30 protein-coding genes and 1 tRNA gene are annotated in these 21,434 nt (G+C 65.1%); 9 read left to right on the plus strand and 22 right to left on the minus strand.

What is annotated here, in order from left to right; translation table 11 throughout:
• Nucleotides 1–28: 28 nt before the first annotated feature.
• A complete protein-coding gene (locus CLG96_RS01845) occupies nucleotides 29–298 on the plus strand; it encodes a hypothetical protein (RefSeq protein ID WP_107966145.1) in 270 nt (89 codons plus the stop codon).
• A 22-nt stretch (nucleotides 299–320) separates the two neighbouring features.
• Here the strand turns inward: CLG96_RS01845 and CLG96_RS01850 are convergent, their stop codons facing one another.
• The gene (locus tag CLG96_RS01850; protein WP_107966146.1) at nucleotides 321–629 is read right to left on the minus strand and encodes a chorismate mutase; all 309 of its coding nucleotides are present in this window, start codon (nucleotides 627–629) and stop codon (nucleotides 321–323) included.
• A gap of 187 nt (nucleotides 630–816) precedes the next feature.
• Between CLG96_RS01850 and rpsD the strand changes: the two genes are divergently transcribed.
• Nucleotides 817–1,431, plus strand: a complete 615-nt coding sequence (gene rpsD / locus CLG96_RS01855) for a 30S ribosomal protein S4 (RefSeq protein WP_107966147.1) — start codon at nucleotides 817–819, stop codon at nucleotides 1,429–1,431.
• Nucleotides 1,432–1,524: 93 nt separating this feature from the next.
• Here the strand turns inward: rpsD and CLG96_RS01860 are convergent, their stop codons facing one another.
• Nucleotides 1,525–3,060, minus strand: coding sequence for an alpha/beta hydrolase family protein (locus CLG96_RS01860; RefSeq protein ID WP_243395562.1), 1,536 nt, complete (start codon nucleotides 3,058–3,060; stop codon nucleotides 1,525–1,527).
• A 17-nt stretch (nucleotides 3,061–3,077) separates the two neighbouring features.
• On the minus strand, nucleotides 3,078–3,506 hold the full coding sequence (locus tag CLG96_RS19050) for a hypothetical protein (protein ID WP_243395563.1): 429 nt from the start codon (nucleotides 3,504–3,506) through the stop codon (nucleotides 3,078–3,080).
• A gap of 144 nt (nucleotides 3,507–3,650) precedes the next feature.
• Between CLG96_RS19050 and CLG96_RS01865 the strand changes: the two genes are divergently transcribed.
• Genes CLG96_RS01865 through aguB form a run of 3 tightly spaced genes read left to right on the plus strand, consistent with a single transcriptional unit; the run spans nucleotide 3,651 to nucleotide 7,160 of the window.
• Entirely contained in the window at nucleotides 3,651–5,309 is a 1,659-nt protein-coding gene (locus CLG96_RS01865) for a M28 family metallopeptidase (RefSeq protein ID WP_107966148.1), read from the plus strand.
• A complete protein-coding gene (locus CLG96_RS01870) occupies nucleotides 5,306–6,286 on the plus strand; it encodes an agmatine deiminase family protein (protein ID WP_107966149.1) in 981 nt (326 codons plus the stop codon). Before CLG96_RS01865 ends, CLG96_RS01870 begins: the two co-directional genes overlap by 4 nt.
• 25 nt (nucleotides 6,287–6,311) lie before the next feature.
• On the plus strand, nucleotides 6,312–7,160 hold the full coding sequence (aguB, locus tag CLG96_RS01875) for an N-carbamoylputrescine amidase (protein ID WP_107966150.1): 849 nt from the start codon (nucleotides 6,312–6,314) through the stop codon (nucleotides 7,158–7,160).
• A gap of 28 nt (nucleotides 7,161–7,188) precedes the next feature.
• On the opposite strand, the gene CLG96_RS01880 is transcribed toward aguB, so the two are convergent.
• The gene (locus tag CLG96_RS01880) at nucleotides 7,189–7,875 is read right to left on the minus strand and encodes a uracil-DNA glycosylase (RefSeq protein ID WP_107966151.1); all 687 of its coding nucleotides are present in this window, start codon (nucleotides 7,873–7,875) and stop codon (nucleotides 7,189–7,191) included.
• Between the two features lie 23 nt (nucleotides 7,876–7,898).
• Between CLG96_RS01880 and folK the strand changes: the two genes are divergently transcribed.
• Nucleotides 7,899–8,396 carry a 2-amino-4-hydroxy-6-hydroxymethyldihydropteridine diphosphokinase gene (gene folK / locus CLG96_RS01885; protein WP_107966152.1) on the plus strand — a complete coding sequence of 166 codons (498 nt, stop codon included), beginning with the start codon at nucleotides 7,899–7,901 and terminating at the stop codon, nucleotides 8,394–8,396.
• A 39-nt stretch (nucleotides 8,397–8,435) separates the two neighbouring features.
• On the opposite strand, the gene CLG96_RS01890 is transcribed toward folK, so the two are convergent.
• From CLG96_RS01890 to CLG96_RS01900, 3 genes are read right to left on the minus strand one after another with little or no spacing between them, the layout of a single operon-like run.
• Nucleotides 8,436–9,053 carry an Isoquinoline 1-oxidoreductase subunit gene (locus CLG96_RS01890; protein WP_107966153.1) on the minus strand — a complete coding sequence of 206 codons (618 nt, stop codon included), beginning with the start codon at nucleotides 9,051–9,053 and terminating at the stop codon, nucleotides 8,436–8,438.
• Nucleotides 9,050–11,203, minus strand: coding sequence for a xanthine dehydrogenase family protein molybdopterin-binding subunit (locus CLG96_RS01895; RefSeq protein ID WP_107966154.1), 2,154 nt, complete (start codon nucleotides 11,201–11,203; stop codon nucleotides 9,050–9,052). The genes CLG96_RS01890 and CLG96_RS01895 overlap by 4 nt, the downstream gene beginning before the upstream one ends.
• A gap of 3 nt (nucleotides 11,204–11,206) precedes the next feature.
• Entirely contained in the window at nucleotides 11,207–11,668 is a 462-nt protein-coding gene (locus tag CLG96_RS01900; protein WP_107966155.1) for a (2Fe-2S)-binding protein, read from the minus strand.
• 165 nt (nucleotides 11,669–11,833) lie between these two features.
• Between CLG96_RS01900 and CLG96_RS01905 the strand changes: the two genes are divergently transcribed.
• Both CLG96_RS01905 and CLG96_RS01910 read left to right on the plus strand, forming a co-directional pair.
• A tRNA-Lys gene (locus CLG96_RS01905) sits at nucleotides 11,834–11,909 on the plus strand.
• A gap of 156 nt (nucleotides 11,910–12,065) precedes the next feature.
• Complete coding sequence (locus CLG96_RS01910) at nucleotides 12,066–13,361, plus strand: tyrosine-type recombinase/integrase (RefSeq protein WP_107966156.1); 1,296 nt, start codon at nucleotides 12,066–12,068, stop codon at nucleotides 13,359–13,361.
• Between the two features lie 5 nt (nucleotides 13,362–13,366).
• On the opposite strand, the gene CLG96_RS01915 is transcribed toward CLG96_RS01910, so the two are convergent.
• From CLG96_RS01915 to CLG96_RS19495, 11 genes are all read right to left on the minus strand, one after another.
• Nucleotides 13,367–13,564, minus strand: a complete 198-nt coding sequence (locus CLG96_RS01915) for an AlpA family transcriptional regulator (protein WP_107966157.1) — start codon at nucleotides 13,562–13,564, stop codon at nucleotides 13,367–13,369.
• A complete protein-coding gene (locus CLG96_RS01920; RefSeq protein WP_107966158.1) occupies nucleotides 13,561–13,956 on the minus strand; it encodes a thermonuclease family protein in 396 nt (131 codons plus the stop codon). The genes CLG96_RS01915 and CLG96_RS01920 overlap by 4 nt, the downstream gene beginning before the upstream one ends.
• A complete protein-coding gene (locus CLG96_RS18435) occupies nucleotides 13,953–14,246 on the minus strand; it encodes a hypothetical protein (protein WP_133175315.1) in 294 nt (97 codons plus the stop codon). The genes CLG96_RS01920 and CLG96_RS18435 overlap by 4 nt, the downstream gene beginning before the upstream one ends.
• On the minus strand, nucleotides 14,239–14,601 hold the full coding sequence (locus CLG96_RS01925; protein ID WP_107966159.1) for a DUF4326 domain-containing protein: 363 nt from the start codon (nucleotides 14,599–14,601) through the stop codon (nucleotides 14,239–14,241). Before CLG96_RS01925 ends, CLG96_RS18435 begins: the two co-directional genes overlap by 8 nt.
• Nucleotides 14,594–14,809: a hypothetical protein gene (locus CLG96_RS01930; RefSeq protein WP_107966160.1), complete on the minus strand. Its 216-nt coding sequence runs from the start codon at nucleotides 14,807–14,809 to the stop codon at nucleotides 14,594–14,596. Before CLG96_RS01930 ends, CLG96_RS01925 begins: the two co-directional genes overlap by 8 nt.
• On the minus strand, nucleotides 14,806–15,120 hold the full coding sequence (locus tag CLG96_RS01935) for a hypothetical protein (protein WP_107966161.1): 315 nt from the start codon (nucleotides 15,118–15,120) through the stop codon (nucleotides 14,806–14,808). The genes CLG96_RS01930 and CLG96_RS01935 overlap by 4 nt, the downstream gene beginning before the upstream one ends.
• The gene (locus tag CLG96_RS01940) at nucleotides 15,120–15,716 is read right to left on the minus strand and encodes a hypothetical protein (RefSeq protein WP_107966162.1); all 597 of its coding nucleotides are present in this window, start codon (nucleotides 15,714–15,716) and stop codon (nucleotides 15,120–15,122) included. Before CLG96_RS01940 ends, CLG96_RS01935 begins: the two co-directional genes overlap by 1 nt.
• Nucleotides 15,717–16,215: 499 nt before the next feature.
• On the minus strand, nucleotides 16,216–16,650 hold the full coding sequence (locus CLG96_RS01950; RefSeq protein ID WP_107966164.1) for a hypothetical protein: 435 nt from the start codon (nucleotides 16,648–16,650) through the stop codon (nucleotides 16,216–16,218).
• Nucleotides 16,647–17,942: a DNA cytosine methyltransferase gene (locus CLG96_RS01955; RefSeq protein WP_107966781.1), complete on the minus strand. Its 1,296-nt coding sequence runs from the start codon at nucleotides 17,940–17,942 to the stop codon at nucleotides 16,647–16,649. Before CLG96_RS01955 ends, CLG96_RS01950 begins: the two co-directional genes overlap by 4 nt.
• A 44-nt stretch (nucleotides 17,943–17,986) precedes the next feature.
• Entirely contained in the window at nucleotides 17,987–18,655 is a 669-nt protein-coding gene (locus tag CLG96_RS01960) for a hypothetical protein (RefSeq protein ID WP_133175316.1), read from the minus strand.
• A complete protein-coding gene (locus CLG96_RS19495) occupies nucleotides 18,652–19,005 on the minus strand; it encodes a DUF968 domain-containing protein (RefSeq protein WP_107966166.1) in 354 nt (117 codons plus the stop codon). The genes CLG96_RS01960 and CLG96_RS19495 overlap by 4 nt, the downstream gene beginning before the upstream one ends.
• A 75-nt stretch (nucleotides 19,006–19,080) precedes the next feature.
• On the opposite strand from CLG96_RS19495, the gene CLG96_RS19500 reads away from it, so the two are divergent.
• Nucleotides 19,081–19,317 carry a hypothetical protein gene (locus CLG96_RS19500; protein ID WP_165799478.1) on the plus strand — a complete coding sequence of 79 codons (237 nt, stop codon included), beginning with the start codon at nucleotides 19,081–19,083 and terminating at the stop codon, nucleotides 19,315–19,317.
• Between the two features lie 211 nt (nucleotides 19,318–19,528).
• Here the strand turns inward: CLG96_RS19500 and CLG96_RS18560 are convergent, their stop codons facing one another.
• The 4 genes from CLG96_RS18560 to CLG96_RS19295 form a co-directional block, all read right to left on the minus strand.
• Nucleotides 19,529–19,696, minus strand: coding sequence for a hypothetical protein (locus CLG96_RS18560; protein ID WP_165799479.1), 168 nt, complete (start codon nucleotides 19,694–19,696; stop codon nucleotides 19,529–19,531).
• Nucleotides 19,693–19,992: a hypothetical protein gene (locus CLG96_RS01975; protein WP_107966168.1), complete on the minus strand. Its 300-nt coding sequence runs from the start codon at nucleotides 19,990–19,992 to the stop codon at nucleotides 19,693–19,695. Before CLG96_RS01975 ends, CLG96_RS18560 begins: the two co-directional genes overlap by 4 nt.
• The gene (locus tag CLG96_RS01980) at nucleotides 19,992–20,786 is read right to left on the minus strand and encodes a class I SAM-dependent methyltransferase (RefSeq protein ID WP_107966169.1); all 795 of its coding nucleotides are present in this window, start codon (nucleotides 20,784–20,786) and stop codon (nucleotides 19,992–19,994) included. Before CLG96_RS01980 ends, CLG96_RS01975 begins: the two co-directional genes overlap by 1 nt.
• Before the next feature lie 148 nt (nucleotides 20,787–20,934).
• Complete coding sequence (locus CLG96_RS19295) at nucleotides 20,935–21,375, minus strand: HIRAN domain-containing protein (protein ID WP_107966170.1); 441 nt, start codon at nucleotides 21,373–21,375, stop codon at nucleotides 20,935–20,937.
• Nucleotides 21,376–21,434 lie beyond the last annotated feature (59 nt).

Below are 21,434 nucleotides of genomic sequence, written 5' to 3' on the forward strand. Positions count from 1 at the left end.
GGATCGATTATTACTTTCCCGAGAGGCCATGATGACTGCACGATTCGCCCTGCTCGCGCTTCCTCTTCTTGTCATCTCCACGGTTTCTGTGGCCGGCGCGCCCGAAACAGCTACCGGCGGCGCGGCGCCGCAGCAGGCGAAAGAGAAGATCATCTGCAAGACCTCCTATGAGACCGGCTCCTTCGTGAAGAGGCGCAGGAACTGCGCCACCAAGCGCCAGTGGGATGATGCCGCCACTGCCGCCCGGTCCACCACCCAGGGCATGCAAAACCAGCTTTTCACACCCGACCAGAATTGAGTCCGGCCGGCGCGCGGCAGTCTCAGCCGCGCGCGTCGAACCGCTCAAATTCGTGCGCGATTGATCCTTCGACGAGCACATCATAGACGGAGGCAGCGAGCTCGGGCGGGAAGTTCCGTGCCGCGGCCGCCTTGCACACCTTGGCGATCACATCGGCCTTGCGCCATTCGTCGCGGACCTGATCGCGGCTCGGCTTGATGCGGGCTGCGGCCTCGATATAGCGCATGCGCTCGCCAAGCAGCGCCACGATCGCCACGTCCAGCGCATCGATCGCGGCACGTACCTCGCGCATCTCGGTGCAATCGGCGGCGGGGATGATTTCCTGGGACATGGCCCCTCTTAGGAAAGCCGCGCACTGCGCCGCAAGCTTGACTCTCCGCTATCACGCGGCCATAGGCGCCGCTTCGCAATTGGCCCCGCACCCCCGGTGAAGTGGCGGCCCTGCCGGATCGACCTTCCGGGCAGCGCGGTTCCGGGACATCCGACGGCAACGTCAAACGCAATTGAAGGAACGACTTATGTCGAAGCGCAACAGCGCCAAGTACAAGCTCGACCGCCGCATGGGCGAGAATATCTGGGGTCGCCCGAAGAGCCCGGTCAACAAGCGCGAATATGGCCCCGGCCAGCACGGCCAGCGCCGCAAGAGCAAGATTTCAGACTATGGCCTTCAGCTCAAGGCGAAGCAGAAGCTGAAGGGCTATTATGGCGACGTGACGGAGAAGCAGTTCAAGCGCTCCTACACCGACGCCGCCAAGATGAAGGGCGATACGTCGCAGAACCTGATCGGCCTGCTCGAGCGCCGTCTCGACGCGGTGGTCTATCGCGCCAAGTTCGCGCCGACCATCTTCGCCGCGCGCCAGCTCGTCAGCCACGGCCATGTCCGCGTGAACGGCGTGAAGTGCAACATCGCCTCGCGCCGCGTGAACCCGGGTGACGAGATCACGCTCGGCAGCAAGGCGCAGGAAATGGCGCTGGTGCTGGAGGCGCAGGGCCTGTCCGAGCGCGACATCCCCGAATATGTCACCCCCGACGGCAATGCGAAGGTGACCTTCGTGCGCGTGCCGACTCTCGACGAGGTGCCCTATCCGGTGAAGATGGAGCCGAACCTGGTCGTCGAATTCTATTCGCGCTGATCCGGCTTCCTTCGGAAAAGAACAGAGGGCGGTCCTGCGGGGCCGCCCTTTTTCTTTGCCCTCCCTGCACGCAGGCGGGGAGGGTGCATCGCGTCACATTTTCATCGCGCTGCGCAGGAACGTATCGCTCCGGCGCAGCATGTCCGCACGCACGGCGGAATCCTCGAGATAATGATCGAGATGGTCCCAGCTGACGAGCTCGCTCGGCACGCCCGCTTCCTTCAGCCGACTGGCCATGAGGCGCGACTGGGCGATGCCGACATTGCGGTCGAGCGCGCCGTGGAAGAGAAGCACGGGCACGCGGATGCTCGACGCATTCTGCGCGGGCGATCCTTCGCGGACATGCGGCCCCGAACCGATATAGTCGCGCATCAGGCGGAAATTGGTCCAGTAGCGCCATTCCTCCTTCAGCGCGGCAAGATCGGTAACGGGCGCAATCGCCACGACCGCCTTGAACAGGCCCGGATCGGCTACCGCCGACTGCAGGGCCGCATAGCCGCCATAGGACCAGCCGACGATCGCCAGCCTCGCCGGATCGGCAATGCCCTGCCTGACCAGCCAGCGGCCAGCATCATTGACGTCGCCGATCGCGACCTTCCAGGAACGGAAGCCATTTTCCTGGAACCAGGCGTCGCCATAGCCGGCCGAGCCGCGAAAATTGGGCTGAAGCACGGCATAGCCGCGCGCCGCATAATATTGGGAGAGCCAGTTGAATCCCCATTCGTCGCGCGCGCCCGGCCCGCCATGCGGCATCACGATCGCCGGAAGATTGCGCCCGTCGCTGCCCGGCGGAAGCGTGAGATAGGCGGGCACCATCGTGCCATCGGCGGCAGGATAGCTGACGGGCTTCACGGTCGCCAGCGTCACGCCCTCCAGCTCGGGGCGCACCGTCATCAATATGCCGAGCTTCTTCGCGGCGCGATCGAACAGATAATAGACGCCCGGATCATTGTCGCTGCCCGCCCATATCAGCAGCTTGCTTTCATCGAGGCTGGAATCGACGATGCGGATCTGCGGCTGCTTCGGAAGCGCCTTGCCGAGCGAGGCAATGAGCGTCTTGAGCTCCGGATCGAAATAGACGGTGTGGCGGACATCCGTAGCATAGCTCACGCCCACGACGCGCTTGCGCCGGCCGATCCGGACGAGCCCGTCCACATCCACGTCGGGACGCGTATAGATCAGCTCTTCGCGCTTCGCGCCATCCAGCGACACCGAATAAAGCGCGAGCCGGCCATCCTTCTTGCGAAAGCCATAGGCGACATCCTTGTCGAAATCGACCGCATAGGGATTGAAGCCCTCCCGCGTCTGCATGTCATAGTCGCCGAGCGGCAGCCATTCGCGCGAGCCTCTGGTCCGGTAGAAATAGCTGGTCACGCCCGTGGCCATGCCGGTGGCGCCGCGCACATTGCCGCGCCCCATGATCCGGACCGTGCCCCGGCCGTCGCTGATATATTCCTCCGCCTCGCGATCGGCATTTTCGATCCGGCTGATCTTGAGCGTGCGCGTATCGATCCGATCGACACCATAGCCCTCCTTCGACGATCCGAAGTGGCTGCCGACCCTGTCGTCGGGCAGATAGAGCCGGGCCATCAGCACGGCGCCATCCTCCTCGGGCAACCAGTCGATCACCTCTCCGCCGCCGAGCGCTAGCCCGCGTGTATAGAAATTCGTGTATAGAAATTGGTGCGGTTGCTGAGCAGCTTCTGATTGGCGCCATCCGCGTCCACCGCGACAACCCTGGTGAAGGGCAAGGGCTCGACATTATTGTAGATGACACCATAGACGGTGCAGACGAGCCGATCGTTCGCAACCCAGTTGCAGCGATCGAGCCGCTCCGGCGCGCCGCTCGCCACCAGTACGCGGCGCGGCCTGGCGCCTTCCTCCACCCCCACGGTGTAAAGCGCGGCCCCCTGCCCCGCAGCCGGCGCGATGAAGGCGATCTTGCTGCCATCGGGCGAGAGGCTGACCTGCGCCGCCCCTTCACGCACGCCGAAGACAGTCGCGCTGTCCTTCGGCATATCGGCCGCGGACAGCATGAATAGCGCGGCAACAGCCACGACAAGCCTGTATTTCATCCATTTCCCCCCTGAACCCGAGCATATCTTCTTCGGAAGACGGGCTTTGTACAAGCGGGGCCTCGATGCTTGCGCCGCTCCTTGCGCTTTGCCATGACGCCCCCCTGCCGCCCAGAAGCGGGATCCACAGGGAGACGCCATTCCATGCCGCGCACGAAATCCCTTGCCTTGCCCCTCGCCGTCCTGCTCGCCGGCACTGCCTCGGCGGCCATGGCCAGGCCGGCCGCCGTGGCGGCGCCGGCGATATCGGTCGAGACGCTGAAGGAGGTGACGCAGACGCTTTCATCCGACGCGTTCGAGGGCCGCGCGCCGACGACGCCGGCCGAGGACAAGACGGTCGCCTATATCGCCGACCGTTTCGCCAAGGCGGGGCTGAAGCCCGGCAACAAGGGTGGCTGGTACCAGAATGTGCCGCTGGCCGAGATCACGACCAAGCCGGACGTGACGCTGAACGTGACCGGCGGCAAGGCGCCGCTGAGCTTCGCCTACAAGCAGGACATGGTCGTCAAGACCTATCAGATCCAACCCAGGATCGACATCGCCAATGCCGATATCGTCTTCGTCGGCTATGGCATCAACGCGCCCGAGCGCGGCTGGAACGACTATGCCGGCATCGATGTGCGCGGCAAGGTCGTCATCATCCTCGTCAATGATCCGGACTGGCAGACGCAGACGCTCGACGGCCCGTTCGGCGGACGGGCGATGACCTATTATGGCCGCTGGACCTATAAATATGAGGAAGCCGCGCGGCAGGGCGCGGCGGCCGCGCTGATCGTCCATGATACCGAGCCCGCCGCCTATGGCTTCAACGTGGTCGTCTCCTCCAACACCGGCCCGCAGCTCGAGCTGGATGCGGCGGACGGGCATATGGACCAGTCCAAGGCGATCGGCTGGCTGACCAACGATGCGGCGCGCAGGCTGCTCGCCGCGGCGGGCCAGGATCTCGACACGCTCTCGGCCGCGGCGAAGGTCAAGGGCTTCAAGGCGGTGCCGCTGGGCCTGAAGGCGTCGATGACGCTGGAGAACGCGATCCGCCGCCAGGCATCGAAGAATGTCGTCGGCCTGCTGCCGGGCAGGACGCGGCCGGACGAATATATCGTCTATTCGGCGCATTGGGATCATCTCGGCCGGTGCGAGCCGGTAAGTGGCGACGATATCTGCAACGGCGCGCTCGACAATGCCTCAGGCATAGCCGGGCTGGTGGCGCTGGCGGACGCCTATCGCACGCAGGGCGCGCCCGAACGCTCCGTGCTGTTCGTGGCGGTGACGGCCGAGGAATCCGGCCTGCTCGGCTCGCAATATTATGCGACCAACCCGGTCGAGCCGCTCGCGAAGACGGTTGCCGGGCTCAATATGGACGGGCTGAATGTGCTCGGCCGGACGCATGATGTGGTCGTCATCGGCCCGGGCAAGTCCGAGCTGGAGGATAATCTGAAGCGCGCGGTGCTCGCGCAGAATCGCATGATCGTGCCCGAGCCGACGCCGGAAAAGGGCAGCTTCTATCGTTCCGACCATTTCAGCCTGGCGAAGGTGGGCGTGCCGACGCTCTATTTCGACAGCGGCGAGGATCTGCTGGATGGCGGCAAGGCGGCCGGCCGTGCGGCGGCGGAGGATTATGTGAAGAACCGCTATCATGCGCCATCGGACGAATATGATCCCAAGTGGAACTGGTCCGGCGCAGTGGAGGATCTGCAGCTTTATTATCGCATCGGCCGCGAGCTGGCCGATGGCAGCGCCTGGCCCAACTGGTATCCGACCGCCGAATTCCGCGCCACGCGCGACCAATCCCGAGGAACGAAATGACCCTGCGCCAGCCGCCCGAATGGGCACCCCACAAGGCCGTATGGATCGGCTTTCCGAGCCATGGCGAACTGTGGGAGGAGGATCTCGCGCCCGCGCGCGGCGAGGTGGTCGATTTCGCGCGCGCCGTGCATGACGGCGGTAATGGCGAGCAGGTGATATTGGTCGCGGCCGATGCGGAATCGGCCGAGGCGGCGGCTGCCATGGCCGGGCCGGGCATCGATGTGATCGTCGAGCCCTTCGGCGACATCTGGCTGCGCGACACGGGGCCGATCATCCTCGCCGGAGCGGAAGGGCCGGTCGCGGCCGAATTCCGCTTCAACTGGTGGGGCGGCAAATATGACCTGCCGGGCGACGAGGATGTGTCCGCGCGGCTCGCCGAAAAGGCGGGCTTCACCGTCCGCAGCCATGACTGGGTGCTGGAAGGCGGCGCGATCGACGTCGACGGCGCGGGGCTCGCCGTCACGACCGAGCAATGCCTGCTCAATCCCAACCGCAACCCGGCGCTGTCGCGCGAGGAAATCGAGGCGCGGCTGAAATCCGCGCTGGGGATCGACCGGCTGCTGTGGCTGGGCGACGGCCTGCTCAACGATCATACGGACGGCCATGTCGACAATCTCGCCCGCTTCGTCGGCCCGAACCGGCTGGCGCTGCCCGTGCCGGCGGAGGACGATCCCAATGCGGCCATCTATCGCGACGCGGCCGAGCGGGCGCGCGCATTCGGCGTCGAGCTGGTGCCCATCCCCTCGCCGGGGAAGGTGGAACGCGATGGCGAAATCGTGCCGGCTTCCTACATGAATTTCTACATAGGCAATGCGACGGTGGTGGTGCCCCTCTATGGCGCCCCCAACGACGATGCCGCGATCGAGGCGATCGGCGCATTATTCCCCGGCAGGCGGGCCGTGGGCTTCCGCGCGGATCATATCCTGACGGGCGGGGGCAGCTTCCACTGCATCAGCCAGCAGGTGCCTTCCATCTGAAACCTTCGGCCGCCAGGGTAGAAGAATGACCGAAATTACCGTCGCCGCGCTGCAACTCGCTTTTTCCGACGATATTCAGGAAAATATCGCCGCCGTGTCCGAACTGGTGCGCGAGGCCGCGTCCAAGGGCGCGCAAGTGATCCTGCCGCCCGAGCTGTTCGAAGGCCATTATTTCTGCCGAGTGGAGGATGAGGGCCTGTTCGCCCGCGCCAAGCCCACCGCCAGCCATCCCGCCGTGCTCGCCATGCGCAAGCTGGCGGAGGAGCTGAACGTCTATATCCCGACCAGCTTCTTCGAGGCGGAGGGGCCACATCATTATAACAGCCTGGCCATGATCGGCCCGGACGGCGCGGTGATGGGCGTCTATCGCAAGAGCCATATCCCCGACGGCCCCGGCTATGAGGAGAAATTCTATTTCCGCCCGGGCAATACGGGGTTCAAGGTGTGGCCGGGGCCGTCCGCGACGCTGGGCGTCGGCGTATGCTGGGATCAATGGTATCCGGAAACGGCGCGCGCGATGATGCTGATGGGGGCGGAAATCCTCTTCTACCCCACCGCGATCGGCAGCGAGCCGCACGATCCCGACCTCGATACCAGCCGGCTGTGGCGCCGCGCGATGATCGGCCATGCCGTGTCGAACGTCGTGCCCGTGGTGGCATCCAACCGGATCGGCACGGAGGAGGGCCAGACCTTCTACGGCAACAGCTTCATCGCCAATGAGCGCGGCGACCTGATCGCCGAATTCGGGCGCGAGGAGACGGGTGTGCTGGTCGCGACGCTCGACCTCGACCGGGTGAAGCGCCACCGCGCAGCCTTCGGTTTCTTCCGCGACCGGCGGCCGGAGCTTTACGGGCGGCTGGCGGAGGACAGATAAGCTTCATCGCGCTCAGGCTTCGACAAGCTCAGCCAGAGCGCGATGATTCGATGCAGACGGAAGCGGCTGTCAGGGGCCGGAAGTGCATCGCGCGCTCGAACACCGCCTCGAACATCTCCGCCGTCAGCCGGCCGGTATTCTGATTGTAGCGCGAGCAATGATAGCTATCGAGGATCGTCAGGCCGGACGGCAGGACATGTTCGGCGAGATGGCCGAAGGGCGCCTTGGGAAGCTTGCCCCCTAGCGCCTTCACCGCCGACTGATGCGCGATCTGGCCGAGTGCCACCACGAGCTTCAGATTGGGCAACGCCATCAGCGGCGGCTCGAGGAAAGCGCGGCAGGTGCGGATTTCCTCGGGCGTGGGCTTGTTCTGCGGAGGTACGCAGCGCACCGCGTTGATGATCATCGCGCCGGTCAGCTCCAGCCCATCGTCGATCCGTGCCTCGAACCGGCCATTGGCGAGGCCATATTTGCTGAGCGTGGCATAGAGCAGCCCGCCGGCATAATCGCCGGTGAAGGGACGGCCAGTGCGGTTGGCGCCCTGAAGGCCGGGTGCCAGGCCGACGATCGCCAGCCAGGCGTCGGGATCGCCGAACATCGGCACGGGGGCGTTGAACCAGTCGGGATGCGCCGCGCGCTGTTCCTGACGGAAGGCGGCGAGGCGCGGGCAGAGCGGGCAATCGGGCGAAGGTTCGAGCAGAGTGGCGCTTGTCATCGCGCCGCGATAGGCGCTCGACCATGGTTACGACAAGCTATGCTATCGCTCTTGGATCGAACCGCCGCCATGGGCGGCACGGCGCGCCGGCCAAGGTGCTGGCGGCGGCGGTCGCGACGATGCGGGCGGAGGGGCTGGTCGTGACCGCACTTTCGCCCATGATCGCGACGCCCGCGCTGGGACCGGCGGGGCGCGGCTTCGCCAATGCGGCCGCCCTGATCGAGACGCGGCTCGATCCGCCGGCGCTGCTCGCCCTCCTCAAGCGGATCGAGCAACGCTTCGGCCGGCGCCCGGGGCGGCGCTGGGGCGCGCGCGTGCTCGATCTGGATATAGTCTTATGGTCGGGCGGGACATGGCCGCCCACGCCGCGTGGCGCGGCGCCGGGGCGGCTTCGCGTGCCGCATCGAGAGCTGGCGCAGCGCGCCTTCGTGCTGGCCCCGCTGGCGGCGGTAGCGGCCGGATGGCGCGATCCGCGCTCCGGACGCACCGTGCGGCAGATGTTGGCGCAGCTGCGGCGTTAGCGCCGTCGTCCCTGCGGAAGGCGACGGTTAGACGGGTCGTTACGCCTTCGGACAGGCAGTGCCGCTTTCGGTCCAGGCCTTGAACAGTTCGCCGAACTGCTTCTGCGTGCCCGGCGCCGGGGTACGGCCCGCGCCCGGGTGCCAGCCCCAGCCGACCAGCTCATCCTCGCCCATATGATGGATCAGCCTGGCCATATCCATGCCGCCATTGCGGCGGTGATCCTTGATCTGGCGGCAGATCTCGCCCAGCGACTTGCCCTGCCACGCCATCTCGATCGGCGCGAGATGCCATTTGGGTGCGCCGGGAATGCGAGCGGGATCGAAATTGGCCTCGCTGTGGCAGGTGGCGCAGCGCATGCCGGGCGCACCGAATCCATCCGTGCCGCGCACCACCCAGGGATTGTGCGGCGTCATCGCATCGCCCTGGCTCGGCCGTTCACCCGCCGGATGGCAATTGAGGCAGCGCGGATGCTGGATCACCTTGCCGACCTCCGCGAACAAGGCGAGCGAGCGCTCCCGCTTATTCTCGATACCGGCAAAGTCCTCGACCGAGCGCAGCCCGACCTCGGGCGTGGCGGCGCCGGTGCGCACCGATGCGGCACCGATCGTGACGGCGGCGACGGCGGCAAGGCCGAGTGCCAGACGCGACCCGCTCATGCGACCCGCACGAAGGGCAGGCGGGACGGGCGGCCGAGGCCGAGACGGGCCATGGCGTTGGCCACGGCGGGCGCGGTGGGCGGAAGGCCCGGTTCGCCGATGCCCGTGGGGGCTTCGCTGGATTTCACGATCACGACCTCCACCTCCGGCATTTCATGGATCCTGAGCGAGCGATATTTGTCGAAATTGGCAACGGCCGGAATGCCGGCCTCCAGCGGCACTTCGGCGAACAGCGCATGGCCCAGCCCGAAGCCGATCCCGCCCTCCACCTGGGCACGGACCACATCGGGATTGATCGCCACGCCCACATCCACCGCGCACCATATCTTGTGCACTTTGGGCAGGCCGTCCGCACCCTTAGACACTTCGGCGATCTGCGCCACGAAACTCCTGAAGCTTTCGACCACCGCCACGCCGCGCGCGCGGCCATTGACGGGCCCCGGCCCGTTCCAGCCGGCAAGCTCGGCCACCGCCTTCAACACGCCCGCCGCGCGCGAATTGTCCATCAGCGCGAGACGCCCGGCGACGGGATCCTGCCCCGCTTTCTCCAACAGCTGGTCGATGAAGCATTCGACCGCATAGCCGGTATGCGTATGCCCCACCGAGCGCCACCACAGCGTCGTCACGGGGCTTTGGGCGATATGGACGTCGCAGCGGAAGGCCCCCGTCCGGTAGAATATCTCGCTGGCACCTTCCGACATCGTCGGATCGATGCCGTCCTTCATCATCGCCTCGAAGGGCGAGCCCTTGATGAAGGACTGGCCGACGATCGTGTTGGACCAGCCGGCGATCGCTCCGTCCTTCACGCTGCCGCGCAGCCGATGAACGAAGAGCGGCCTATAATGGCCACCCATGATGTCGTCCTCGCGCGTCCAGACGAGCTTGACCGGCCGGCCCGGCCCGATCGCCTTTGCCGCCTCCGCCAGCTCGGACGCGAGATGGGCGTTGCCCTGTGCGCGGCGACCGAAGCTGCCGCCCGCAAGCAATGTCTCGATGCTCACCGCCTGCGGCGCAATGCCGAGCACCTTGGCGATGGTGGCCTGGTCCAGCGTCTGGATCTGGCTGCCGAAGCGGGCATTGGCCCGCTTGCCGTCCCATTCGATATAGCCGTCGAGCGGCTCCATCGGGGCATGGGCGAGATAGGGGAAGATATATTCCGCCTCGACCAGATCGCCCTGCCCCAGCGCCGCATCGACATCGCCATGGCTGTTGACGACGGTGCCGGCGGTCCCAGCCAGCCCGCGCCACGCCTCGACCATCTCCTCGCTGCCGCGCCGTTCGGCGGCGCTCTCGTCCCAGCGGGCGACGAGCTTCCCGCGCCCCTTCAGCGCGGGCCACATGCCGTCGGCATATACGGCGACGCCGCTCGACAGGGGTTTGACCGCGACCACGCCCTTCACCTTCAGCGCTTCGGCGGCATCGAAGGAGGCGAGCTTCGCCCCGAAACATGGCGGCCGGGCAACCACCACGGTCAGCATGCCGGGCGCCGCCATGTCGATCGTGAACCTGGCGCTGCCGTTCGACTTGGCGACGCTGTCGAGGCGGGAAACCTTGCGGTCCTGCCCGATCAGCCGGAAACTGGCGGGATCCTTGAGCGTCACCTTGGGCGGCACCGGCAGCCTGCCCGCCGCCGCAGCGAACTGCCCGAAGCGCGCCTCGCGGCCCGACGGGGCATGGCGGATCACGCCTTTCTCCACACTGAGCGTCGCCGGCTGCACGCCCCAGCTCTGCGCGGCCGCCAGCACCAGCATCGCCCGCGCCGCCGCACCGGCATGGCGCAGCTGATCATAGCTGTTGGCCATGGCCGAGGATCCGCCGGTGCCCTGGATCACGCCGAAGTTGAAATTGGCGTAGATCTTCGCGTCGGCGGGCGCCGATTCGGCACGGACCTGCGCCCAGTCCGCATCCAGTTCCTCGGCGACGAGCGTTGCGAGGCCGGTATAGGGGCCCTGCCCCATCTCGATATGCTTGCAGATCACGGTGACGCTGTCGTCCGCACCGATGCGGATGAAGGCGTTGGGATCGACGGGGCCGGCTTGGGGCGCTCCCTGCGCCCGTGCGCCGCCGAATGGCAAGCTCAGCCCGATGACGAGCGCGCCCGCCGTGGAAAGCGCCTCGCGCCGCGAAAGGCCGGTGGATTCATAGCCCATGGCTCAGGCCTCCAGCGCCTTGGCCGCATCATGGATCGCGGCGCGGATGCGGACATAGGTGGCGCAGCGGCAGATATTGCCGTTCATCGCCAGGTCGATCGCCTTGTCGTCGGGCTTTTTCACCTCGCGCAGCAGTGCGATGGCGCTCATCACCTGCCCCGACTGGCAATAGCCGCATTGCGGCACGTCGCGCGCCGCCCAGGCCGCCTGCACCGCTTTCGCCTCCGGCCCGTCCGCGCCCTCGATAGTCGTCACCTGACGGTTGCCGAGCCGCGAGACGGGCAGCGCGCAGGAACGCCGCGGCTGACCATCGACATGGACAGTGCAGGCGCCGCACTGGGCGACGCCGCAGCCGAATTTCGTGCCGGTGAGTCCCAGATTGTCGCGGATCACCCAGAGAAGCGGCGTATCGGGATCGACATCGACCTCCCGCACTGCGCCGTTGACCGTGATGGAATAAGGCATCGCGCGTTCTCCCCGCGTCGGTTCATTGGCGATATGATAACCCCCCGTACCGATCTGTCACGTGCGATCGTCTCGTAACAATTCGCACAGCCGGTTGACCCCGGCGCGCTCGGCTCATAGGGAACCTGCCACGGTCACGCCGTCGCGAAGCATGACGGCTGGTGAGGGCTCGTAGCTCAGTCGGTAGAGCAACGGACTTTTAATCTGTAGGTCCCGGGTTCGAATCCCGGCGAGCCCACCACAAGCTGTTTCCGGCCGTTCCCATCCCTTCCCGAACCCCTTGCGCCGCGGAGCATCGCGGGGCATTCGGGTGTCCCAAGGCATCTCGCAACCCGCCACCCAATTCGACCTCTCGCGGGGGTATTTTGGGGGTACCGGATGAAACGCTGGGGGTATCATGGCACTAACAGACGCACAGGCCCGGAAAGCGCGGCCCGCCGAGAAAGATTATAAGCTCTCCGACTCTCTCGGTCTATTTCTGTTCGTGACGACCACCGGCTACAAATCGTGGCGGTTCAAATATCGGTTCGCGAAAAAGGAAAAGCTCCTGACGTTCGGCGCTTATCCTGAGATCTCGCTATCCGAGGCGCGCGATCTTCGTGACGCCGCGCGCAAGCTGTTGCGCGAACACAAGGACCCGGCGATCGTCCGGAAGCAGGAGAAGGCTGCCGCGATCAGCAGCGCCGACCAAACATTCGAGAAAATCGCGCGCGAGTGGCACGAGGAACAGAAGGCGCGATGGTCGGCAGCACACGCAGAGACGGTGATCGAGAGCCTGGAGCGCGATATATTCGACGCGTGGGGTGGCCTGCCGATCGCGGAGATCAATATCCCGATGGTTGTTGATCTGCTGAAGGGTGTGCAGCGGCGCGGCGCGGTCGAGACGGCCCATCGCCTCCGGCAGCGCATCTCCGCGATATTCGTGTTCGCTGGCGCGTCCGGCCTCGTCACTGCAGATCCGGCCGACAAGGTGGGTGCGGTGCTGAAGCCAATGCCGAAGAAAACGAAGATGCCTGCGCTTCTGGAGATGGAGAAGCTCCGTCAGCTCCTGAAGGAGGTGGAGGGGCCGCTATCCACAGCCAATGTCATCACCAAGCTTGCTTCACGTTTTGTGGCACTGACCGTTCCTCGCCCGGGCGTTGCGCGTGCGATCGGCTGGGCCGAGTTCGAGGGTATCGACTGGGAGACGTGCGAGACGGACGATCCGCTGTGGCGCATCCCGCCCGATCGAATGAAGCTCGAGAAGGATAAAAAGGACGAGGTCGCTTTCGAGCATATCATCCCACTGTCGACGCATGCGATCGATGTCCTGCGCGTAGTGCGGCGGCTGACCAGCCGGGCCAGCTATGTTTTCCCGGCAATCCGCTATGCACACAGGCCGATGTCGGAAAACACAATCGCTTACGCCTATAATCGCGTCGGCTATCAGGGGAGGCACGTGCCGCACGGCTGGCGTGCAGCTTTCTCAACAGTGATGAATGAGCGCGCAGAGCGCGCTGGGCGGGACAAAGATCGGGAAATCATAGACCTGTTCCTCGCCCATATCCCCAAAGGCGTGTCCGGATCGGAAGGAGCCTACAACCGAGCGGCCTATATGCCGCGCCGGCGCGAGCTAGCGCAGGAATGGGGAGACCTTCTGATGGAGGGGATGGCGCCAGCGAGAGACCTGCTTGGCGCCACACAAAAGGGATAAATTCGTCAGGCCGCCTTGATCCAGGCAGTCGGATTCGACACCCACACTCGGATGTCGGATTCGTACCACGCCACCGAGTTACGCCCAAGCGGCACCCGCGCAGGGAACGTCCCCTCCCCCATCCGTCGATAGATAGTCGTCCGCGAGAGGCCGGTTCGGTTCATAACCTCCGGCAAGCGGACCAAGCGGTCATTCTCAGTCATATGCACCGCCTCCCTCGCGGCCAATATCGATCCCACCGCACCCCGGCCCCGGAGGCGATGACAGCGCAGGACAGCGGCTCACCACTCGGCAACTCGCACCAGGCCACAGTCCGCCCGTAGCTCCGCCCGGTCGCCACGCACGTCAGGCGCTTGCCCAGGGCGATCCGCTGGACGGTGCGCAGCGCGACGCCCGGATCGCGATCCCCGCAGGGCTGGTTCGTCTTGCAGGTCCCGTCGGCCTCTATGGCGCCGACCCCTTGCAAGCGGACCTTGACCACCCCCTGCGCCGTGGCGACGGTATAGGGTCCATCCGCATCGTGGATGCGCACCACCGGACCCGCGAACGTCTGCCCCGCCGGCACGATGATGGCGGCTAGCGCGAGGGCGATCATGGGTGGCCCCGCAGATAGGCGCGGACGCGATGGCCAAGCCGGGTGAGATGGTATCGCTGAGATTCACGCCTGCCGTCGGGCAATAGTCGGCCGCCATCATGCTCGGCCAGTCCGGCCTGCTCCAATGGTAAAACAGTTTGCCTATAACCTCTAAAACGGCCGAGGGCGTTGCGGGGCGTGCATTCGACGACATCAAACCATGTCGGTGTCCCTTTTGGCCAAGCGAGGAGGGCCAGACGGGCGCCCTCGTTCAATTCGGCCGCGATCTTTTTCACCTGATCCTCACCCACCAATCGCCTCCTTCAGCACAGCGACCTCCTCCGCGTTCGCCAGTTCCAGCAGCACGGCCGCGTGGCAGGCGTCCTCGTAGGGGTCAGGCTTGCCGCACCAGCATGCCAGGTTCCGCCCGGCGAGTTCGGCCCGGGCTGCGGCGACTAGCTTGGCGTCGAGCGGCGCTAGCGAGCGGAACAGCACGAAGGCATGGCGCTTGTCCGCCACGATGGCCCCCTTGGTTGGTCCGAAAGGCGCCGGCTTTCCGGGGACGAACGGGTTTCCCCATTTCGTGGTCCGATCCACCTTCACGGTGTTCGGAGGCATGCGCCAGCCCTTCGCGCGGGAAAGCTGGATGCGCTTGGGCTTATCCATTGCCCGCCTCCATGGCTGCGCGGGCGCGGAGCTTAAAGGCGCTGTCGGGGCTGTCTGCGAATAGCCTTGCCGCCTTGTCCATCGCTTCTACTTCGGAGGACGCGCGCACCTTGGCGCCTTCTGCCATCAGATCGCCTCGGACATATCGGTCCAGCTGATACACCCGCCCTTGCGTTTCCTCAGCCAGCGCTATGAGTTCGTCTTTCATCGGGCCTCCGGTGGTTGAGGGAGACGCCAGTGGGTAGGCTGTCGGAACGGGAAGTCGGCAACGCGCCCAACCTTCATCATCGCCGCAAGCCTGCTTTGCCCGAACGAGCCTTTCACTATCTCCGGGAAATAGAGCAGCACTTCATCCTTCGGGGCCGTCTCGATCGGCTGCCACTGATCCCGCTCGACCATGGCGAGGAGGACGCGGAGGTAAACCTCATCGACGCCGCTAATATCGGCGTAGCCTGAGACCTCCAGCTCCTCGATCAGGAAGCGCACCCGCTCCACCGCTGCTTTCTCTTCCTGCGTCATCACGCATCCTCCCCGCTGCCGGGCTGGGTGGGGGACGGGCGTAGAGCCTCCCGCAGTCGGTCGCGCTCCGCTTCGGCGGCGGGCGCGCGCCGGCAATATCCTGATAGCCGGCTCGGGTCTGGGAAGTTCTTTGCTCCCAGCAACTCGTCCCGCTCGCGCTCCAGTTCGGCGACCCGGGCTTCGGCGGCATTGGCGCGGGCTATCTGGCAGTCCAGCGCCTCGCGATATGAAGTGCGCGGCCGATTTTTCTCGATGATCTCTTCCCATTGGAGATTATCAGCGAAATTCCACGCATCCCGAATCAGATCGGCATGGTTGGTGCTGCCGAGGTAAACCCGATCGCCTTCGTCCTCTAACTCGTCGTTCACTGCGATGAGCATGTCGCGCATCTTGAACAGCGCCTTGGCGTACAGGGCAGCATCCGAGAATGCGGTGTCCCGCTCCCGCTCCAGCTCCGCGATCCGGGCGGCTTGGGAGCGGACATGTTGGCGAATGGTGCGCCACTGCCTGCGGACCTCAGCCGGTTCGCCTTCCATAACGCCATCGAGGTATCCGGCAGAGAACACGATGGTTATCGGCAGTGCTTCGTCAGTCATTGCGCGTCTCCATGAGGTGCTGGCGGACGGCGAGGCCGAGAGGGCGCAGGTTCCACCCGGCGGTACACCATCGATCGGCAGGAGAAATCCGTCCTACGAGCCCTTTGATCTCAAGAGACCGAAGCGATTTTGTCAGTGCTAAGCGGCCGTGGCGCGCCGGTTTATATCCGCACCGCCCAGCAAGCGTGTCGGCGCTCGGGGTATATTCTGTATCACGGAACGCCATGAGCGCCCGCCGCTGCGCCTCGCTCAGCCCCGCAGCTATTCGAGCTACGTCAGTCATTTCGGGGCTCCATCACGGCGGTTTCCGCGACCTGGCCACAGTCTGCGCCGTCGCTATAGCATTTCGGGCAAAAGACATCGCCGCAGTCGCCCCAGTAATCGGTCCCGCACTCTTCGGACGAGCCAACCCAGCCACATGCGTCGCAGGAGGCGAGATAGTAGGGGTCCGGTACGGCGAACTCGCGCCCGTCCGGCAAGGTATACCGAGCTACGTCAGTCATTTCGGCTGTCCTTCGAGGGCGGCGCGGGCCGATACGGCGGCGCGGAGGCAGTCGATCAGCGTGTCGCCGGCGAAGCGCCTGTCCCGCCAGTCGGTCCAGCCGCCATTGCATTCGATCGCGCTGTTCGGCAGGCCGTTGAAATCGGGGTTGTCGCAGAGGATCATCACCGCATCACCTTCGTCGGCGCGCAGGGCGTTGATCAGGCTTGTGAACTCCTCCGCCGCCTTGACGCGGGCGATCAGCGCGGGGAGGTAACGGAAAGTGAGGTCGCTCAGATTATTCGCAGCATTGCTCAATACGACACACGCCGCCAACCGTTCGCCAGACAGGCGCTCGTTTTGGTAAGCGAGGTACGCGGCTTTCGTGGCACGGTGCGCCTCCTCCAGCGCCTGCATCTGCGCGTCGGTGATTGCCACGTCGGGGGTGGTCATGCGGCTATCCTTTCGCGGCGATAGACAGCCGCAAGCGCTTCCTCGGTGCGGAGGATCGCGCGGCCTATGGCTTCGGGGATTTGGGGGACGACGGCGTCGCCGAACGCTTCGACGATGAGGCTTGCGGCAGAAGTCCCTTTTCCACCGCCGACCGCAACGCGCGTGCCAGCCACCCAGGCGGATAGCCCATCATCCAGCCGTAGGTGATCGGCAAGGTCTGCGAGGGTCCAGTCAGCCCGGCCGCCGAAAGCATCGCCGCTATCTGGCGGGCATACTGCCATTTGTCCGATGCGCGACCCGTCATCGCTCCGTCCAGCACGGCGTCCATCGTCGGCGATTTCCGCTTGTCGTAGGCGGGGGACCATGCATCCATCCGCTTGTCCCGCTTGTCCCGCTTGTCCCGCTTGTCCCGCTTGTCCCGCTTGGTCGGGGTCGGGAGCGTTTCGTGTCGCTCCGCCTGTCGAATGTACGATTCCAAGCTGATTTGCACCTTCGTGCCATCCGCGCGCTTGCCAGTTGCTATCGTTTCCGGCGAGTTCATGCGGCCGCCGTTCGGCTTCGTGGGCGTAGGCAGCATTCCCGCATGCCGGCTTGCCTGTCCCTGCAACTGCGCCAGCACGTCGCCCCGGAAACCCCTGTCCGCATCCGTCTTCCGCGGCGTGGCAAGAATCCTGCGGAACGGATATGTCGATCCGGCTCCCCCGCCGGCTCCGTCCCTCATGCCGTCCGAAGCCATCGGGGTCGGCAACCTGCTCGAGATCGCAGCCAATGAGCCATGACCGGGGGCGCTCGTGATTGGCTCCGATGTCGCCAGCACGAACCACGACCGCCCAGCAGGAGTAGCCGATTGCCTCCAGCGCAGCGAGGACGGCGTCCGCGCCCCGAGTTCGGAGATTAGCGCTGTTCTCAAGAGCGAACCAACGAGCTCCGCTTTCTCCACGTTCGCGGGCGAGGTCACGGATTTCGCCGATGATGCGGATGGCTTCGAAATAGAGGCCGGACCGCTCGCCTTCGACGCCGAGCCCCTTGGTATTGGCCGAGCTGATATCCTGGCAGGGCGGGCTCCCGACGATGACTGCGGGAAGATATCCAAGATCTCGGCGAAGTCGGTCTGCCGTAAGGGTTCGAACATCGTCATAGAGCAGGACACCCGGATTGTTCTCGGCGTAGAGGATACGGCGCCATTCGACCGCTTCGCAGGCGGCCACGGTGCGGAAGCCGGCCCGATGCATGCCGAGCGACCATCCGCCGGCGGCGGCGCTGAACAGATCGAGGATGGGGATGTCGCTCATCACGCAGCTATCCTCAGACGGGGCGGGCGGAGGGAGCGGGGACATCAGAGAGACGCCCTTTGTTCGGCGAGCCATGCGCCGATCAGGGGGAATTCGCGCTCGATCTCGAACCACCGGGGAAACCGGCCTTCGTGGGTGCGGAACCGGCCTGGGAAAAGGCGCGCCGCATCGAATGCGGTTTTCTTCAGCCGCCGGTGCCGGATCAGGCCTTGGAAATAGGGCTCCACCTCGGCAGGTGCCGTCAGATGGCTCGGCCCCGGCCGCAGTCGCCCGCCCAGATCAACCACGATGCCCGCCGCTTCCTTCGGGCGAAGGACCGCGCCAGCCAGCTCGAAATATTCGGTGTCCTCATGATCCCCGAAGCTGATCTGTATGGGGAGCCGGGTGACCGACGTGGCGTAGCCATACCGCGCCAGAATCTCCATATCCTCCGCCGGGAAGCGGGCCCGGAGGCACTGGACGAGCATTGCCGTCGTCGCCTGCCTCTGCTCCTCCGGCAGATGCTTGGCCCGGTAATCTACCTCGGCGACGCGGACGATGTCTGACAGCAAGCCGGGATCGACCGTCTTGCGGAAGACGGCGCAGGCATCCGGTATCCGAATTCCGGCCGGCCCGACGGGATATGTCTTGGCAACTTCCGACCCGTAAAGCTGCGACGGTGCGACGCGAGGCATGGCGTTTAGCGCCGCCTGCGAGATGGTGGTGCGGCTCATGCGCCCTGCCCGTCCCACTTCGACCGGTGCGGGCTCCGCTCGGCATATTCGACCGCCAGCGCGCTCGCGTCGAAATCGAACATGGCCTGGAACGTCTGCCACCCCTTGGAATGCTGGGCCTTGTGGTGCCCGTCACAGAGGGGGATCGTGTTCCAGTCCTCTGTCTTGGTCCCCATGCCCTTGGCGCCGAGGAAATCGACATGGGCGGCGATGATCGGTCCCTCGCATCCGCCATGGTGGGCGAGCGCGCAGGGGCGGCCGCGGAGCCATTGAAGGTGGCTCGGACAGCGCTTCGCCTCCTTAGCGCGCTGGCTGTTCTTACGGCGGGGGCGGATGTCGACGCGGATCATGCCGGCACCTTCGGCTTGCGCGTAACAAGAAGCCTGCGCACCATGGGCGCACCGAAGGAAATGGAGCGATCAACCATGGATGCACCTGAGCGGCTGGGCATTGATTTCACGAATGGCGACCGGAAAATGCGCGTGATGGTGTCTCGCGAGGCGGTCGAAGATGACCTCCACGTTGAACGGGTGACAGCAGAAGAGTTCAGCGACTGGCTTGAAGCCAATTCCGAGCGCGTGCGCCTCTCCGCTGAGAAGAAGCTCAAGCACGAGATTATATCCGGGACCATTTTCATCCGTTCCGGGGAGTTGCTCGCCTAACAGGCTCATGCCGATCTCCCGTCACGCGGTTGCCCGGGTCGGCCGGCCTCGACGACCGACCCGGAGGTTGGGGAATCTGACGCGCGGGGGGAGCGCGCCCGAGGCAGGGGGGAGCTGGAAATGACGACTGCGGCCGGGTCATGCGGCACGCGCTGGACCGGTCCGCGATAGACGGTCCGGTTGGCCAGGAGGGTCATGGCGTCGACGATCATCAGCGCACCGCCAGGGCGACGGCTGCCGCCGGATAGGCCGCCATCGACGCGGTGATCGCGACGATCCCGCCCCACTCGAGCGGGTGCGTGATTGCATAGTGGGAGAGGCAGACACCGGTGGCCGTCAGCAGGGCGCCGGCGACGGTGAGAATGCGGGCGCGGGTCATGCCGCCACCTGCTGGGCCGCGGCGGCACGAACGCGGTCGAACGCTGCCGCCGCCTCATCGGACAAGGCCGGTGACACGAGGATCTTCACCGGCCCGACGCGCACCCCGTGGAACTCGCCATCCATGGCGAGGCGGTCGGTATGCCGAACATGCTTCCATGTCGGGATCTGGTGCGAGCCGAAGCGAATGCCCCTCGGGAGCCCCAGCGACACCGGGCCGACCGAGAAGCCGGCGGCGGACAGCGCCTCTAGCGCCCTCGCCTCATCTTCGAATGCAATGGTCTCGGTGACCGCCATTACCGTGCCTTCCGGATCAGGATCATGCGCGTCTGGATCGCCGTTCCGCTTTCCTTGAAGGCTCCAGCGGGAATAATTTCGACATCGGCTCGGACGTCAGTCAGCCATTCGCGGAACTCGACCGTCTCTCGTTCCTGACCGATAAAGCCATGCTCACTGACGATGGCCGCGAGCTGTCCGCCCGGCGCCAGCACATTGAAGGCATGGCGAACGTGACGGATATCCTGATTGCGCGTGAAAGGCGGGTTCATCGCGATCTTATTGGGCCGATACGCCTCCTCAGAGACGGCCCAGTCCAGAAAGTCAGCACAGTGCAGGCGGCCGACAGAAACCTTGCCCTGCTCGCGGAGCACGGCGCAGTTATCTGGGTCGATTTCAACGGCCTCAACACTGAAGGGAAACCGTTCACGCATCGCGGCCACAATGCGGCCATGTCCCGCACTCGGCTCAAGGCAGATGTCGCACGGGCCGATCTTGATGGCGTCGCACAGGCGACCAGCCAGATCGGCAGGGGTTTCAAAAAACTGCAGGCTTTTCTTTCGAGTCAGCAGCTCGTCGACTGCGCGTCCGCTGGACAGCGCCGAGGCCAATTTCTCAGCCGGATCGTTCGCGAACACGTGGCCCTTAGCCTTCGTGTTCCACTTACCCCCAAGAGCCTGGAGAACCTTGTCCGTGGCCTGATAGAGCTTCCTATCAAGCTGGCGCGCAGGAAGGCGCACAACGTTACCGTCTGCAACAGCGGAGCGAAGGACCTCCGCGACATCGTCTGCAATTTTGACTGCGGCCTCTGCCACCGTGCCCTCCCATCAGAGAAACCACCGTCTTGCGGGCCCGTCATTGGGCGGCATCAGGTGGCTGATGGGAGGATCGTAGTAGGACGCGTCCTACCTTGTCAACATAAATTAGTAGGATACGTCCCACGGCATACGTAGGACGCGAGCTTCAGTCGTCCGGTGGAATGTAGTCCGGCCAAAAGCCGCTATCATCGTCGTATGAGTGCGGCCTAGGCTGCGCTTCAGGCAGAACGGGATCGACCCCGTCGAAAGCGACCCGGATTACCGCTCCATACTTGGTCGATTCCTGAAAGATGGCCCGTAGCTCGCGGCCATCGGCGATCATGCGGCCGATCCACCCGCACCGTTCCGCCGTAAGATAGCCCATTTGGACGCCGCGTGCGCTAAGTACCATTACGGCACGTGGATCTGCTGGATTCTTAGGTTCCGGGACAAGCTCAACTGGATCGCCTGGGCGGCATGCCGCGATTTCGAAGCGACGAGTTGGGCCCCTTCGATTCGGGAAATCAGCACCTACGACTGCGAGGCTCAGGCCGTGAATGGGCAAGACTTTATCATACGATCTTGATTTGTTCGCCTGCGGGCGCATAGCAGCATCGAGCTGCCGTTGGGAACGATAAAGGAACGTTGTTCAATGTCGCGCCATTT

Source organism: Sphingomonas oleivorans (genome assembly GCF_003050615.1).
Lineage (GTDB): Bacteria > Pseudomonadota > Alphaproteobacteria > Sphingomonadales > Sphingomonadaceae > Sphingomonas_H > Sphingomonas_H oleivorans.

Bases quoted from the DNA above. Each gene is read 5' to 3' on its own strand.
- CLG96_RS19295 (WP_107966170.1), bottom strand. From the start codon at position 21,375: ATGCGCCCGCAGGCGAACAAATCAAGATCGTATGATAAAGTCTTGCCC.
- rpsD (WP_107966147.1), top strand. From the start codon at position 817: ATGTCGAAGCGCAACAGCGCCAAGTACAAGCTCGACCGCCGCATGGGC.
- folK (WP_107966152.1), top strand. From the start codon at position 7,899: ATGGTTACGACAAGCTATGCTATCGCTCTTGGATCGAACCGCCGCCAT.
- CLG96_RS01895 (WP_107966154.1), bottom strand. From the start codon at position 11,203: ATGGGCTATGAATCCACCGGCCTTTCGCGGCGCGAGGCGCTTTCCACG.
- CLG96_RS01940 (WP_107966162.1), bottom strand. From the start codon at position 15,716: ATGACTGACGAAGCACTGCCGATAACCATCGTGTTCTCTGCCGGATAC.
- CLG96_RS01865 (WP_107966148.1), top strand. From the start codon at position 3,651: ATGCCGCGCACGAAATCCCTTGCCTTGCCCCTCGCCGTCCTGCTCGCC.
- CLG96_RS01950 (WP_107966164.1), bottom strand. From the start codon at position 16,650: ATGACCACCCCCGACGTGGCAATCACCGACGCGCAGATGCAGGCGCTG.
- CLG96_RS01890 (WP_107966153.1), bottom strand. From the start codon at position 9,053: ATGAGCGGGTCGCGTCTGGCACTCGGCCTTGCCGCCGTCGCCGCCGTC.
- CLG96_RS19050 (WP_243395563.1), bottom strand. From the start codon at position 3,506: ATGAAATACAGGCTTGTCGTGGCTGTTGCCGCGCTATTCATGCTGTCC.
- CLG96_RS01955 (WP_107966781.1), bottom strand. From the start codon at position 17,942: ATGAGCGACATCCCCATCCTCGATCTGTTCAGCGCCGCCGCCGGCGGA.
- CLG96_RS01935 (WP_107966161.1), bottom strand. From the start codon at position 15,120: ATGACGCAGGAAGAGAAAGCAGCGGTGGAGCGGGTGCGCTTCCTGATC.
- CLG96_RS01960 (WP_133175316.1), bottom strand. From the start codon at position 18,655: ATGAGCCGCACCACCATCTCGCAGGCGGCGCTAAACGCCATGCCTCGC.
- CLG96_RS01930 (WP_107966160.1), bottom strand. From the start codon at position 14,809: ATGAAAGACGAACTCATAGCGCTGGCTGAGGAAACGCAAGGGCGGGTG.
- CLG96_RS01850 (WP_107966146.1), bottom strand. From the start codon at position 629: ATGTCCCAGGAAATCATCCCCGCCGCCGATTGCACCGAGATGCGCGAG.
- CLG96_RS01870 (WP_107966149.1), top strand. From the start codon at position 5,306: ATGACCCTGCGCCAGCCGCCCGAATGGGCACCCCACAAGGCCGTATGG.
- CLG96_RS01910 (WP_107966156.1), top strand. From the start codon at position 12,066: ATGGCACTAACAGACGCACAGGCCCGGAAAGCGCGGCCCGCCGAGAAA.
- CLG96_RS18560 (WP_165799479.1), bottom strand. From the start codon at position 19,696: ATGACCCGCGCCCGCATTCTCACCGTCGCCGGCGCCCTGCTGACGGCC.
- CLG96_RS01975 (WP_107966168.1), bottom strand. From the start codon at position 19,992: ATGGCGGTCACCGAGACCATTGCATTCGAAGATGAGGCGAGGGCGCTA.
- CLG96_RS19500 (WP_165799478.1), top strand. From the start codon at position 19,081: ATGGATGCACCTGAGCGGCTGGGCATTGATTTCACGAATGGCGACCGG.
- CLG96_RS01920 (WP_107966158.1), bottom strand. From the start codon at position 13,956: ATGATCGCCCTCGCGCTAGCCGCCATCATCGTGCCGGCGGGGCAGACG.
- CLG96_RS19495 (WP_107966166.1), bottom strand. From the start codon at position 19,005: ATGATCCGCGTCGACATCCGCCCCCGCCGTAAGAACAGCCAGCGCGCT.
- CLG96_RS01900 (WP_107966155.1), bottom strand. From the start codon at position 11,668: ATGCCTTATTCCATCACGGTCAACGGCGCAGTGCGGGAGGTCGATGTC.
- CLG96_RS01925 (WP_107966159.1), bottom strand. From the start codon at position 14,601: ATGGATAAGCCCAAGCGCATCCAGCTTTCCCGCGCGAAGGGCTGGCGC.
- CLG96_RS01845 (WP_107966145.1), top strand. From the start codon at position 29: ATGATGACTGCACGATTCGCCCTGCTCGCGCTTCCTCTTCTTGTCATC.
- CLG96_RS01880 (WP_107966151.1), bottom strand. From the start codon at position 7,875: ATGACAAGCGCCACTCTGCTCGAACCTTCGCCCGATTGCCCGCTCTGC.
- aguB (WP_107966150.1), top strand. From the start codon at position 6,312: ATGACCGAAATTACCGTCGCCGCGCTGCAACTCGCTTTTTCCGACGAT.
- CLG96_RS01915 (WP_107966157.1), bottom strand. From the start codon at position 13,564: ATGACTGAGAATGACCGCTTGGTCCGCTTGCCGGAGGTTATGAACCGA.